The 13376-nt window shown below is 69.1% G+C and carries 14 protein-coding genes; 7 read left to right on the top strand and 7 right to left on the bottom strand.

The window, feature by feature from the left end; translation table 11 throughout:
* Nucleotides 1-3: 3 nt before the first annotated feature.
* From NKJ07_RS17690 to NKJ07_RS17680, 3 genes are all read right to left on the bottom strand, one after another.
* Nucleotides 4-402 carry a pyridoxamine 5'-phosphate oxidase family protein gene (locus NKJ07_RS17690; protein WP_318568109.1) on the bottom strand — a complete coding sequence of 133 codons (399 nt, stop codon included), beginning with the start codon at nucleotides 400-402 and terminating at the stop codon, nucleotides 4-6.
* Nucleotides 403-475: 73 nt separating this feature from the next.
* Nucleotides 476-2002: a sodium:solute symporter family protein gene (locus tag NKJ07_RS17685; RefSeq protein WP_318568108.1), complete on the bottom strand. Its 1527-nt coding sequence runs from the start codon at nucleotides 2000-2002 to the stop codon at nucleotides 476-478.
* A complete protein-coding gene (locus NKJ07_RS17680; protein WP_318568107.1) occupies nucleotides 1995-2210 on the bottom strand; it encodes a DUF3311 domain-containing protein in 216 nt (71 codons plus the stop codon). The genes NKJ07_RS17685 and NKJ07_RS17680 overlap by 8 nt, the downstream gene beginning before the upstream one ends.
* Nucleotides 2211-2416: 206 nt before the next feature.
* Here NKJ07_RS17680 and NKJ07_RS17675 point away from each other — a divergent pair, with 206 nt between their 5' ends.
* Nucleotides 2417-3160: a sugar phosphate isomerase/epimerase family protein gene (locus NKJ07_RS17675; RefSeq protein WP_318568106.1), complete on the top strand. Its 744-nt coding sequence runs from the start codon at nucleotides 2417-2419 to the stop codon at nucleotides 3158-3160.
* 127 nt (nucleotides 3161-3287) lie between these two features.
* Nucleotides 3288-4826 (top strand): DNA primase DnaG, encoded by a 1539-nt coding sequence (gene dnaG / locus NKJ07_RS17670; protein WP_318568105.1) that lies wholly within the window; start codon nucleotides 3288-3290, stop codon nucleotides 4824-4826.
* Here dnaG and NKJ07_RS17665 read toward each other — a convergent pair.
* Nucleotides 4797-5264, bottom strand: coding sequence for a GNAT family N-acetyltransferase (locus tag NKJ07_RS17665; RefSeq protein WP_318568104.1), 468 nt, complete (start codon nucleotides 5262-5264; stop codon nucleotides 4797-4799). The two genes, dnaG and NKJ07_RS17665, sit on opposite strands and share 30 nt — an antisense overlap.
* Nucleotides 5265-5269: 5 nt before the next feature.
* Complete coding sequence (locus NKJ07_RS17660; RefSeq protein WP_318568103.1) at nucleotides 5270-6643, bottom strand: DUF92 domain-containing protein; 1374 nt, start codon at nucleotides 6641-6643, stop codon at nucleotides 5270-5272.
* 188 nt (nucleotides 6644-6831) lie between these two features.
* Here NKJ07_RS17660 and NKJ07_RS17655 point away from each other — a divergent pair, with 188 nt between their 5' ends.
* Nucleotides 6832-7449, top strand: a complete 618-nt coding sequence (locus NKJ07_RS17655; RefSeq protein ID WP_318568102.1) for an undecaprenyl diphosphate synthase family protein — start codon at nucleotides 6832-6834, stop codon at nucleotides 7447-7449.
* Between the two features lie 543 nt (nucleotides 7450-7992).
* Here the strand turns inward: NKJ07_RS17655 and NKJ07_RS17650 are convergent.
* Nucleotides 7993-8307 (bottom strand): hypothetical protein, encoded by a 315-nt coding sequence (locus tag NKJ07_RS17650; RefSeq protein WP_318568101.1) that lies wholly within the window; start codon nucleotides 8305-8307, stop codon nucleotides 7993-7995.
* Nucleotides 8308-8610: 303 nt separating this feature from the next.
* Nucleotides 8611-9549: a polyprenyl diphosphate synthase gene (gene uppS, locus NKJ07_RS17645; protein WP_318568100.1), complete on the bottom strand. Its 939-nt coding sequence runs from the start codon at nucleotides 9547-9549 to the stop codon at nucleotides 8611-8613.
* Nucleotides 9550-9665: 116 nt separating this feature from the next.
* Here uppS and NKJ07_RS17640 point away from each other — a divergent pair, with 116 nt between their 5' ends.
* The 4 genes from NKJ07_RS17640 (at nucleotide 9666) to hemA (ending at nucleotide 13348) form a co-directional block, all read left to right on the top strand.
* Complete coding sequence (locus tag NKJ07_RS17640) at nucleotides 9666-10073, top strand: DUF5778 family protein (protein WP_318568099.1); 408 nt, start codon at nucleotides 9666-9668, stop codon at nucleotides 10071-10073.
* A gap of 94 nt (nucleotides 10074-10167) precedes the next feature.
* Complete coding sequence (gene ahbB / locus NKJ07_RS17635) at nucleotides 10168-11268, top strand: siroheme decarboxylase subunit beta (RefSeq protein WP_318568098.1); 1101 nt, start codon at nucleotides 10168-10170, stop codon at nucleotides 11266-11268.
* A gap of 8 nt (nucleotides 11269-11276) precedes the next feature.
* Nucleotides 11277-12005, top strand: coding sequence for a precorrin-2 dehydrogenase/sirohydrochlorin ferrochelatase family protein (locus NKJ07_RS17630; protein WP_318568097.1), 729 nt, complete (start codon nucleotides 11277-11279; stop codon nucleotides 12003-12005).
* Entirely contained in the window at nucleotides 12002-13348 is a 1347-nt protein-coding gene (gene hemA, locus NKJ07_RS17625) for a glutamyl-tRNA reductase (protein WP_318568096.1), read from the top strand. Before NKJ07_RS17630 ends, hemA begins: the two co-directional genes overlap by 4 nt.
* Nucleotides 13349-13376 lie beyond the last annotated feature (28 nt).

Below are 13376 nucleotides of genomic sequence, written 5' to 3'. Positions count from 1 at the left end.
CGCTCAGGGTCCGCTGAAGACGCGCTCCGGCCGGATGCGGAGGACGACCCGCTCGCTCTCGATCGGGTTCGGGTACTCGTCTTCGCCCATGTACCGCTGGGCGAGGACATCGATGTGCGCGCGTGCGCCGTCGGTCGTGATCTCGTCGACATCGCCGAACACGGAGAGGAACCGGTACGGATTGTCGGGATCGGTCATGCTCACGCCGACCTTCGGGTCCGCCTCGACGTTCTTCGTCTTCCGTCGCTCACGCTCGGTGTTCACGAGGAGATGACCCGTCTCCGCGTCGTAGTCGACCCAGACCGGGGTGACGTGGGGGTAGCCGGTCGGCGTCATCGTCGCGAAGTGGGCGAACGTCGCCTTCTCGAACAGGTCGTGGACCGCCACGGGGATCGAAGCCATGCGACTGAGACGCGCGTCGACAGCTTCTATCCGTCGGTGGGACGACCCACGGGCGGCGCGCGAACGGGGACCGTCAGTCGGCCTGCAGCCCCTCGGTGTCGGTGAAGCGTGTGACCCGCTCTTCGGGCGCGGCGGTCGTGACGAGCGAGACGCCGACCGTCAACACCAACGAGAGCGCCATCCCGTACAGCGCGAAGTCCCACCCGAGGTACGTGGCGGTGAACAGTTCGACGCCGCCGACGGTCGTCGCCGGGACGAAGACGTGTGCGAGGTAGAACAGCTGTGAGCCGCCGATGCCGGCGACCATGCCGAGTCGCGTGGTCCGCGCCCAGTACAGCGCGGCCATCACGGGCAGGGCGAGCTGGGCGTAGCCGCCGAAGGCGGTGTCGCCGATGCTGACGAGGACATCGAAGCCGCCGCCACCGCCGCCGCCCGCGACGAACAGCGAGGCGACGAACGACGCGAGCGCGAAGACGACGACGCCGACCCGGGCGATCCACCCCTCGCGCGTCTCGGACGCACCGGGGTTCACTAGCGGGCGGTAGAGGTCGCGGGTGAGATACGACGACCCCGACAGGAGCATCGAGTCCGACGAGGACATCATCGCGGCCATCGCGCCGGCGATGACGAGCGCCGCGAACCACGCGGGCGTGTAGTCGGTCAGGAGGGCGGGAATGACGTTGCCACCCTCGGGGACCGTGACGCCGAGCCCCGCGGCCCACGTCCCGAGGAGGAACGCCGGGACGAAAAGCAAGAGCACGAGCACGGGCCAGAGCGCGAACGACCGCTTCAGCACGCGGTCGTCCTTGGCGACGAAGAAGCGCTGGTTGATCTGCGGGAACATCGTAACGCCGAAGGCGATGGTGACGGCGCTCGCGATCATCCACTGCACGGAGTAGAGCCCCCCGCCGAGGGCGACGAACTCGGGGTTGGTCGTGGCGACCTGCTGGCCCACGGCCGAGAGCCCGCCGGCGCTGGTGACGACCCACGCCGCCGCGACCCAGACGATGCCGAGCATGAACACGCCCTGAAGGGTGTCGGTCCACGCCACGCCACGGAGCCCGGCGACGACGACGTAGACGATCATGAAGACGGTGATGAGCGCCGCACCGGCCCAGTACGGCACCACGCCGTCGGTGAGGCCGACGAGCGCCTGTCCGCCGCCGACCTGCTGGAGCATCACGTACGGGAAGAGCCAGAAGAGCGAGACGCCCGCGACGAGCGCACGAAGCCCCGTGGAGCCGAAGCGGTCGCCGAGCATCTCCCCGAGGGTTACGTAGCCGAACGCCCGGCCGACGAGCCACTGCTTGTAGCCGATGACGTACCACAGCAGCGCGAAGAGGATGCCGTCCATGAGACCCATCACCAGGATCCACTCGGGCCCCGCGGCGTACGCGAGGTTCGGCCCCCCGAAGAACGTGAACGCCGACAGCAGGGTCGCGAAGGTGGTGAACAACAGGACGACCGTCCCCATCGACCGCGAGGCGAGGTAGTAGTCCTCGGCGTCGGTGCCGGTCAGTCGGTACGCGAGCAGGCCGATCGCGAGCGCGACGACGAGATACACACCGATGATCCCCAGCGAAACTCCGAGCTCAGCCATGCTTCACCCCCATCCCACGGTCCCACGCACCGCGCGTGAACAGCGCGAAGGCACACGCCGCGAGCACCATCCAGCCGATGTGCCACCACAGCCACGTCGGGAGTCCGGCGACGACCGTCGCGTCACCCCACAGGAACCACGGCACCGCCAACACGACCAGGAGTGCGAAGACGGGTATCCAGAGGTAATCCGTTCGCTTTCGGCTCATACACGACCCAATAACTGACAGATGAACCTAAAGGTTGTTGTTTCTAATTCGTATAGTCATATCGAAGAAAAATTTTCTTCGGATGCGGTCTGTGGAGGGATATAGATATTCAGATAGTGGTCGTGGAGCCCGGTCGTCGGCGGACGCGAGCGCGGCGCGCCGCCCGGAGTGACGGCTTTTTGCCGCCCTGGCCCGAGTCGTGGCGTATGCAGTACGGCGTGCAACTCTACACCCTCCGCTCGCTCCCGGCCGCCGACGGCGTCGAGGCGATCGCCACGGCGGGCTTCGACGGCGTCGAGCTCGTCGGATGCGACCCCGTCGACGTCGGCGCGTGCTCGGTCGCCGCCGCGCACGTCGGTCTCGACGAGATCGAGGCGGACCCCGCCGGGACCGTCGCGCGGTGTCGCGCGAACGGGACGGGAACGCTCGTCGTCCCGATCCTCGACCCGGAGGCGTTCGCGGCCGACGGGATCGACGAGACGGCCGCACGGTTAGACGAGACCGCTGCCGCGGTCGCGGACGCGGGTGGCCGACTCCTGTACCACAACCACGAGTTCGAGTTCGCGGCCGACGCCGGAGTCGGCGAGAGGGACCCGGGCGATGAGACGCCGTTCGACCGACTCGTCGCCGCCACCACGCGGCTGGGCTTCGAGATCGACGTCGGGTGGGCGACGGCAGCGGGCGTCGACCCGGTCGCCCTCGTCGAACGCGTGGGCCACCGCGTCCCGGTCGTCCACTTGAAGGACGTCCGGGTCGATCCGACGGCACCCCGGGGGGGCCACCCCGTCGACCTCGGTGTCGGCGATGTCGACCTGCGCGGCTGTCTCCGCGCGGCCGAGGCGGCCGGGGTCGAGTGGGTCGTCTTCGAACACGACGCACCCGACGACCCTGTGAAATCGGTACGCGACGCCGCGGCCTGGCTCCGGACGGAGCCATCAGGACCACGATAGGTATTTCCACGCTGGCGCTCTACAAACGAGACGGTCATGGACGCGGCCATGACGTCACCATCACCATCATCACTGTCATCACCGCCCTCGGACTGAGGGCACCACTCATGAGTGAAACACACGAGACATGGACGACACATCCAAATACCTCATTCACGCAGCGATCACGGCCGACGGCGTCGTCGAACGGAGCGACGTGGTCGGCGCGATCTTCGGACAGACCGAGGGCCTCCTCGGCGACGACCTCGACCTCAGGGATCTCCAGCAGGCCTCGAAAGTCGGCCGGATAGACGTCGAGATCGAGAGCGAGGCCGGACAGTCGTTCGGCCACGTCACCATCGCGACGAGCCTCGATCGGGTCGAAACGTCGATCCTCGCGGCCTCGCTGGAGACGATCACGCGCGTCGGCCCCTGCCGGTCGGAGGTCCGCGTCACCGAGATCGAGGACGTCCGCGAGGCCAAGCGCCGCGAGGTGGTCGAGCGGGCGAAGGAACTGCTCGCGAAGTCGTTCGACGAGAGCATCATGACCTCCTCGGAGATCCTCGACGAGGTGCGCGAGAGCGTCCGCGTCGAGGACATCACCGAGTACGAGGGCCTCCCCGCCGGTCCCAGAGTCCAAGACTCCGACGCGATCATCGTCGTCGAAGGGCGGGCCGACGTACTCACCCTCCTGAAGTACGGCATCAAGAACGCCGTCGCCGTCGAGGGGACGAACGTCCCCGACGCCATCGCGGATCTCACGCAGGACCGAACGGTCACGACGTTCCTCGACGGCGACCGCGGCGGCGAACTCATCCTGCGCGAACTCGTACAGATAGGCGACGTCGACTACGTCGCGTTCGCCCCGAAGTCACGGTCCGTCGAGGACCTCGGTCGCCCGGAAGTGATGTCCGCACTCCGCGACAAGGTCCCGTACGAGACGTTCACCGCGACGGACCAACCGGACGGTTTCGGGGAGGAACCGCTCGTGACGCCCGGCGAGTCCGAGCCCCAGTCGACGCCGAGCGACGAACCGGAGCGAGCGACCGGGTCGGGCGGCGAAGCCAGGATCGACAACGGAAGCGAAGCGAGCACCTCGACGGCCGACGCGGGCGACGAGACCGGGTCGACGGTCGCCGAGACCGACGGTGCCGGGACGGCGGCCGCCGGCGAAGTCGATACTGCCGGGACGGAGACGACGACCGAGACCACCGAAACCGCGAACACCGCTGGCACCGCCGAGACCGCCGGCGAGGTCGACGACGACGCCGAGAGCGCCGCGGCCGAGGCGGTCGAGGAGGCCGACGCAGCCGAGAAGACCGACGGCGTCTCGAGCGGCGGCGGGGACGAGAGCGATGAGACCGACGAGCCCATCGGGACGCTCCGCGGGATCGCCCGCGACGTCGTCGGCGACGGGACCGGCGAGGTCCGCCTGACCGACGACTCGTTCCGGACGGTCGCATCGGGCGCAACCGACGAGGCGTTCGACCTCCTGAAGGAGGCCGACGAGGTGCCGTACGCGGTGTTCGTCGACGGCGAGGTGACCCAGCGGCTACTCGACGTGGCCGCCCAGCGGGGGACCGAACACGTCGTCGGGCGCTCGCTCGCCGAGTTCGTCAAACGGCCCGTGAGCGTCCGCATCCGGACGGCCGAACAGCTACTCGGCCCTCGGCCGGCGAACGAGTAACAGCCCCGGGTCGCCGTCGAAAAAGCCCGGGAGCTCCTGGGCGACCGTGAAGCCGAAGCGGTCGTACAGCGCCCGCGCCGCCGTGTTGTTCGGGTCGACCGTGAGCGTCAGGGTCGCGTCGGGTCGATCCGCGAGGAGCGTCGCGAGGAGCGCCGAGGCGTGGCCGCGGCGGCGAGCCGACGGGGCGACGACGAGTTCCGCGATGTGTCGCTGAGACCCCCCAGTCGCGATCGACCTCGCGCCGGACGGGACGGGCGGGTCGCCGTCGACCGCGAGCACGTAGCCGACCGGCGCGTCCGCGACGGCGACGAACAGGTCGCCGAGAGTGCCGGCGAGCGCGGCGTCGAGCAGCGCCGGTGCAGGGCTCGGAAGGTACCGCTGGAGCGCACGCAGCGCGGCGGCGTCCGCGGGGACGGCGCGTCGGACGCGTCCACTCATCTTCCTCAGCTCGGAAGGACCGCGAGCGCCACCCCGCCGCTGACGGCCGCGCCGGTGAGCGTCGCGAGGAGGTTGACTGCCTCGTTGCCGATGCGGTCGCCTTCGAGCGTCGCGCCGAGGAGGCTGTCGACGGTCATGCCGGCGACGCCGCCGAGGACGACCGCACCCGCGACGACCTCGTCGGGGCCCGACAGCGGCATGAGAAAGAGCGCGAGCGCGGCAACGAACGCCGCACCGACGACCCCGGCGACCTCGCCCTGCCACGTGACGCCGCCGTCGGTCCCGGGCGCGACGGGCTGGAACGTCGTGATGAGCCGCGGGCGGTCGTAGAGCCCGCCGATCTCCGAGGAGAGCGTGTCGCTCATCGCGGCGGCGACCGAGCCGGCGAACGCGAAGCCGAAGGCGGTGCCGACCACCGGACCGGCCGACAGCCGGGTCGAGGTCGCGAAGCCGACGACCGCGACGAACGCGACGGCGGCGTTGCCGAGCACGTTCGACGAGCCGCGTGCGCCGTCGTTGTCCTCGGCGACGCCGCGGGCGCGTTTCTCGTCGTAGCGGAACTTCGTCGAGAGCCCGCCGACGGAGAAGAAGGCGATGAGGACGACGAACCAGCCGAACCCTCCGAGCACGATGGTCAGCAGCCCGAGGAGCACCCCGGTGAGCATCCCGGTGACGGAGGCGGTCCCCAGCGCGTAGGAGGCGAAACCGAGCGCGGCGGTGACGACGAGAGCCGCGGCGACCTCGACCGCACCGACGTCGACGACGAGCGCGTCGAACACCCACGCGAGGAGGCCGGCCGACAGCAGGACGACCGGATCGTCGCGCTCGTGCAGCACGGAGCGGACGAGCGCGGCGACCAGCGTCACACAGGCGGCGACGAACGCGAACGCGGGGAGGGCGGCCGTGGCGGCCGCGGGTGCCGCGAGGGAGGTGGCCGCGATCGCGGTCGGCTCGGCGATGATCCCCACCACGACCTGGCCGACGATTCCGACGGGGAATCCGAGCGCGGCGAACCCGGCGACGGAGACGGGCGGGCCGTCGGTGCGGGTCGTGACGAGTTGCGCCCCGAGGTTCCCGTACGTGACGGCGAGGACGGTCGCCACGAAGACGCCGACTGGCATCGGAACTCGGGGAACGGTCGCGAGGAGCGCGAGGCCGGTCGCCGCGAGGGCGAAGCTCGCGAGCCCGTTGAGCCGGCCGTCCTCGCGGTCGCCGGGACGGGCGAACAACTCGAACACCGGCCCGTCGGTGATGACGAACGCGGCGAGGACGGCGACGGCCGCGAAGGGTGCGGCGGCGGCCACACCGAGCGCCGGGGCCGCCAGCGAGAGCGTGCCCACGGCGGCGAAGCCGCCAGCCCGCCGGAGCGTCGAAGTCACACAGTGCGGTATCCCCGACGCGCACTTAACGGTCCCGACACGGGGGCGACGGGACCAACCGACGGCGTGGCCCTCCCTCGGCGTGTCGGACGGCCGACCCGCGCGGCCGACCCCGTGGCGACGGTGGAGCCGCCGGCGTGAGTCGACGGAGCGGTGGGGTTTAGACCCTCGACGCCGACCATCGGCTCGTGGGCCTGTACGACCGCTACCTCGCCGTCCGCCACCGGCTCCACCCCGAGGCCCCCCCGGTGCACGTCGCCGTCATCATCACCGAGCGGGACCTGCTCGAACAGGGGGCGTACGCGACGCTCGAGGAGTTCCTGGCCTGGGCGTTCGAGTACGGTGCCGAGCGCGTCACCATCTCGGTGAGCGTGCTCGACGAAGCGGTCGTGCCGACGCTCGAGCGCGAACTCCGCGAGGTCGACTCGCCCGAACCGCTCGCGGTCCGGCAGGTGGGCGACACCGAGCCCGCCACCGAACCCGTCCAGGTGAGCGTCGGGCTCGGCGGGAAACACGAGTTCGCCGAGGCCGTCCGGGCGCTCGCCGAGACGGTCGAGACACACGATATCGCGCCCGAACTCGTCGACGAGATCGACGAGACCGACATCGAAGACCGGCTGGTGTTCCGCGACGAACCCGACCTCGTGATCAAGACCGGTGCCGAACGGCTCTCGGACTTCATGATCTGGCAGTCGGTGTACGCCGAACTGTACTTTACCGACGTCAACTGGCGGGACTTCCGGAGGCGGGACTACCTCCGTGCCGTGCTGGACTACCAGAACCGAAACCGGCGGTTCGGCCGGTGAGCGGTGGGGACCGTCCGAACGTCGAAAACAGAGCGCGAGCCCGGGTTTCGGAACTTCGGCCTATCGGCCGAAGCTCGTCAGACTCGGTCTGACGGCGGGTTGGACGAGCGTGACTGTCGGAACCTCGGGCCTCCGGAAACCCTCAGGGACGGACAAACGTCACGTGCTGAGCAGAGAGAGTGTATGCAGCAAGCAGGCAGCGACGGGTCTACTTCCCTTCTCGAAGCGCTATCGACGGTACAACGAGGGTGGTCATGAAAGCGATCGTCGAACGACGACGGACGGTATCTTCGGGTTCAGACGCGATGGTTCGGTCCGTTCGCCGTTGGCTACTGGTAGCGGCGTTCCTGCCTGGACTCGGCGTGACCGCGCTCGCCGATATCGCAGACACCCTCTGGGAGTGTCTCGAGCCCCTTGCCAGGGAACCGGTGAGCGAGTGCGGGAACTGGCCTGCGAATCTCGTGATTTCGGTGGAGTCAACGAGGAGATGGCCACGATCATCCGAGACGACCGAACGCGGCGTCCGCTACTGGGAACGCCCGTTCAGTCCGCAGCCGGTGCCGTTGTTTTGCGCGTGTCAGACGGCGTGTTCAGATACAGAGACAGCAGTACGAGGATCAGGGCGACCTGAACCGCTTTGTCGACGTAGTCGACCGTCCCGTATTCGGACTTGGCCACGAGCCAGAGCGGGAACTGCACAGCCGTGTATGGAATCCCGATGAGATAGAGCAGCCGTCGGCGATAGTCGAGGAAGAAAAGTACAAGTGCACCAGCGTATCCAACGCCCGCGAGCGTCACCGGCGGTCTTCCCTCGACGATGCCCGCGAACACGTGGAGCACGCCAGTGACGACTACCAACGCGACCGCGACCCACTGGAGTCGGGTGAGTGATCCGATCCAAATCGCCAAAGTGTTTTGTGAGTTTTTCACAATACTACGTCGTTTGCGTGTTCATATAAACGCTGTTATCATCAGACTCCAGCATCGATGATACGACGCTCACTCATACGGGGGGAGGTCGATCCACATACCGCCATAGCCGGGCCGTTTCGGTCGAAGGGAGACCGACCTGCGTGGGCCGCGCCCGGTGTTCGGCACGGATCCCGAAACCGCTCACACTCCGGAGTGCTCGACAGCCTCGGCGGGTCAGCGAACGAGCCGTCAGTCCGCGTAGCCGGGGTCGCCCTCGCCCTGGCGATCGAGTTCGGCGTTCAGTTCGCGCGCACCGGCCGAGGAGAGTTGCTCGCGCAGGCGACCCGACACCGCACGCGCCTCCGCGAGTTCGGTCTCGGCCACCGCACGGACCAGCGCCACCGCGCGCTCCGTCCGGGTGTGTCGCCACGACTCCTCGCGGGACTCGTAGGTGCGGATGGCGCGGAGGAAGTCGGCCTTGGAGAACTCCGGCCAGTAGGGGGCGCAGAAGAAGACGGCGGCCTCGTTGCCATTGGCGTGCCACGGCAAGAAGTTCGAGGTGCGCTCGTCCCCGCCGGTTCGAATAATGAGGTCGACGTCGCGGACGGGGTGGCCCGAGAGTCGCTCGTCGATGGCGTCGACGCCGACCTCCGCCGCGGAGAGGTCGCCGGCGGCGACTTCCCGGAGGACGTCGCGTGCGGCATTGAGGAGTTCGGCCCGTCCGCCGTAGGCGAGCGCGACGTTCAGGTTGAACGAGTCGTACTCGTTGGTTCGCTCTTCGGCGTAGTCGATGGCCTCGCGCAGTCGGTCAGGAAGCAGATCGATCTCGCCGACGGCGCGGATTCGCATCTCGTTGTCGTGAACGCGTTCGGCGTCGGCCAGTTCGTACAGCTTCGACTCGATGAGGTCGAACAGCGGCTCGCGCTCCTCGGGCGGGCGCGAGAAGTTCTCGGTCGAGAAGGCGTAGATCGTGAGCTCCTCGATGCCGAGTTCCTGACACCAGTTGAGCACCTGCTCGGTCGTCTCGGCACCGGCGCGGTGGCCGTCGGGGGCGTCGCTCCCCTGCTGGCGGGCGTACCGACGGTTCCCGTCCTGGATGATGGCGACGTGGGTGGGCCCTTCCCCGATGGTCCGGTCGAGGTGGCGAACGTACGCCTGCCGCACTCGACTTCGGAGCCAACCCAGCATACAGTCCAATACTCTTCCCCCGGAATATGTGTCTTGTGTTCGTGACCCCGGGCCCCGACGCGATCGCGGCGTCGGCTATCGTCAGCAGTAAATGTTCGTCCCACCGAAGGCGAGACATGACCGACGTCTACGACGAGGACCTCCACCGGCGGACGAAGGCGCTCCTCGAACCCGGCGAGATCGAACTCGTGGGACTCATCGTCCACACCGACCTCGCGGGCGAGGAGGACCTTGAGATGCACGAACTCACCGTCGCGCTCAACGACGTCATCGCCGACCACGCCGGGAAGGGCGAGGCGTACATCTACGCGGGCAACGATAATACGAACTTCGCCTCGAACCAGTTCCAGGGGCTGACGCTCGACGAGGACGCGTTCGTCTGGGAGTGCCAGCAACTCCTCCGCGGCGGGACGTTCGACCTCGTCTTCTACTACGAGGCCGACGTGGACCAGGCGGCGGTCGTCGACGCGGTCGAGGCGCTCGATCACGTCGAACGCGCCTCGACCGTTCGGACCGACGACTGAGAGCACCGCGTCCGGGTGTGACGGTTCGTCACTCGTTCTCACGGGGCGGAACGGGGACGAGACGCTTAACTCCCTCTCGCCCTGACGGTCGAACATGAAGACGGTGGACGCGGATCTGACACCGCTCGACCGGGCGATCGTCAACGCCTTTCAGGGTGGGTTCCCGGTCGTCGAGCGGCCGTTCGAGCCGGCCGCCGCGGCGCTGGGCGAACGGGGTCTCGACGTCACTGCCGAGGAGCTCTGCGCGCGGGTCCGGGAACTCGACGAGGCAGGCGTCCTCTCGCGGTTCGGCCCGCTGGTCAACGCCGAGGCCATCGGCGGGACCGCGACGCTCGTCGCGATGCACGCCCCGCCCGAGCGGTTCGACGAGGTGGCCGAACAGGTGAACGACCACCGCGAGGTGGCGCACAACTACGAGCGCGAGCACCCCCACCTGAACATGTGGTTCGTCGTGAGCGTGGCCGACGCAGGTCGCGTGCGCGAAGTGCTCGACGCCATCGAACGCGAGACGGGCCAGCCAACGTACAACATGCCCAAGGAACGGGAGTTCCGCGTCGAGGCGAAGTTCCTCGTCGACGGGCCCCTTCCGGACGGGGAGCTCGATCTCTCACACCTCGGCCCGACGGTCGACGCCGGCGGTCGCACGACGCTCACGCCGGACGAACGCGACCTCGTGATGGCGATCCAGGGCGGGTTGCCGGTGACGGCGACGCCGTACCGCGACGTCGCCGCCGAGTTGGGCGTCGACGTCGACTGGGTGCTTCGAACGGTGAAGCGGTTCGTCGAGGAGGGAAAGATCAGGCGGGTCGGTGTCGTCCCCAACCACTACGCGCTCGGCTACACCGAGAACGGCATGACCGTCTGGAACGTCCCCGACGCGCTGGTCGAGGAGGTCGGTCCCGCCGTCGCGTCGCTGGAGTTCGTCACCCACTGTTACCGCCGGCCGCGCCACGAGGGCGTGTGGCCGTACAACTTCTTCGCGATGACACACGGCCGCTCGGAGGCCGAGTCCGAAGAGCGGGTGGCGGAGGTACGCGAGACGATGGCCGAGTACTGGGACGTCACCGACGACGACTGGGACACCCTGTTTTCGACCCGGATCCTGAAGAAGACGGGCATCAGGCTGGACGAACGCGCCGACGCGAACACCGAGACGGACACGACCGCGAGCGTCGAGACGGACGCCGACACGTAGCCGAACCCATGATCCCACTGGTACACGACTTCACCGGCCGGACCGTCCTCGTCCTCGGCGGCGGGGCGGTCGGCGCACGCAAGGCCCGGCGGTTCGCCAGCGAGGCGCACGTCGTCGTCGTGAGCCCGGCGTTCGCCGACGGCTTCGACGCCGCCGACGCGGCCGAGGCGACCCCAGAGACGTGGCAGCAAACGAGCGACGGTCCCGGCGTGGAACTCGTGTGCGACGCACCCACCCCCGAGGGGGTCGAGCGGTGGATCGACCGCCTCGATCCGGCGCTCGTGGTCGCGGCGACCGACGACGAGGCGATCAACGCCGCGGCGGCCGACGCGGCACGCGACCGCGACGTTCTCGTGAACCGGACCGACAGGGCGGGCGGACGCGGCGGGGACGTGGGGAGCGTTGTCGTCCCCGCGACGGTCGAGGACGGTTCGGTCACCGTCGCCATCACCACCGGCGGTGCCAGCCCCGCGCTCTCGAAGCACCTCCGGGAGCGACTCGAAGCCGAGATCGAAGGGACGGGGGCGATGGCCGACCTGACGCGCGACCTCCGCGCGGAGCTCCGAGATCGGGCGCTCTCACCGACCGAGCGGCGCGACGCGGTCCGCCGCGTCGTCCGGTCGTCCCGCGTTTGGAAGGCTTTACGTACGGGCACGACAAACGCTCGCCGAGTAGCTGAAGACGTGATCGGAACCGACACCACGAGGACCCCCGAGTCGGAGGGAGGCGAGCCGTGACCGAGAGCGCCGCGAACGTCATTTCGGGCGTGAGCGTCTCGCACACCCACGCGAGCGTCGAGGAGATCGAGTGCGTCACCGGTGACACGGAGCGAGAAGTGGTCCGGGACCTCCTCGCGCGGGACGGCGTCGAAGAGGCGTTCGCGCTGCGGACGTGCAACCGCGCGGAGGCGTACGTCGTCACCGACGACGCGGCCGCGGGCCGGCGCGCACTCGCCGAGTTCGCCCCCGACGTCCGCGACGGCGCGGTGATCGACCTCGAACACGAGGCCGCAGTCAGACACCTGATGCGCGTCGCCTCGGGTCTGGAGTCGCTCGTGCTCGGCGAGGACCAGATCCTCGGGCAGTTCCGGACCGCGTTCGAGGAGGCCCGCGCCGTCGGCGGCATCGGCCCGACGCTCGACGAGGCGCTGACGAAGGCGCTCCACGTCGGCGAGCGGGCCCGCGCGGAGACCGCGATCAACGAGGGCGTCGTCTCGCTCGGCTCCGCCGCGGTCCGCCTCGCCGAGCGTCACCTCGACCTCGCCGAGACGACGGCGCTCGTCGTCGGTGCGGGCGAGATGGGACTGCTCGCCGCCCGTGCGCTGGACGCCGCGGGCGTCCAGCGAGTGATCGTGGCGAACCGGACCGTCCCGCACGCAGAGCACGTCGCGCGGGACGTCTCCTGTGACGCGATCGGAATCGGCCTCGACGCCCTGTCAGCGGCCACCGCCCGGGCCGGTCTGGTAGTGAGCGCGACCGCCAGTCCCGACTACGTCCTCGACGACGAGACGCTCGCGGCCGCCGGCGAGACCCTCCTCGTCGACATCGCCCAGCCCCGCGACATCGACCCCGCCGTGTCGACGCGGCCGGGGCTGACCGTCCGCGACATCGACGCGCTGGAGTCCGTGACCGACGAGACCCACGACCGCCGACAGGAGGCGGCGGCGCGGGTCGAGGCGATGATCGACACGGAGTTCACGCACCTGATGGAGCGGTTCAAGCGCAACCGGGCCGACGAGGCGATCAGCGCGATGTACGAGAGCGCCGAGCGGACGAAGCAGGCGGAACTGGAGACGGCGATCCGAAAGCTCGAAGCGCAGGGCGAGTTCACCGAGAAACAGCGCGAGACGGTTGCCGCGCTGGCCGACGCGCTCGTCAACCAGTTGCTCTCGGCACCGACGAAGAGCCTCCGCGAGGCCGCCGCCGAGGACGACTGGACGACGATCCACACCGCCATGCAACTGTTCGATCCCGACTTCGAGGCGGAGCTTCCGGATCCCCCGACGGGCGAGCAGCCCGCGGGGATCCCCGACGACTCTGACATCCCGAGCCACGTCCTCGAACGGCTGAGCGACGACTGACTCGGGCGGGACGCCGACTGTTTTAATT

The organism is Salinigranum marinum (assembly GCF_024228675.1).
In the GTDB taxonomy this organism is placed as follows: Archaea; Halobacteriota; Halobacteria; order Halobacteriales; family Haloferacaceae; genus Salinigranum; species Salinigranum marinum.
The sequence above is the reverse complement of the archived record's forward strand: the minus strand, read 5'-3'. Positions and strand labels throughout refer to the sequence as shown.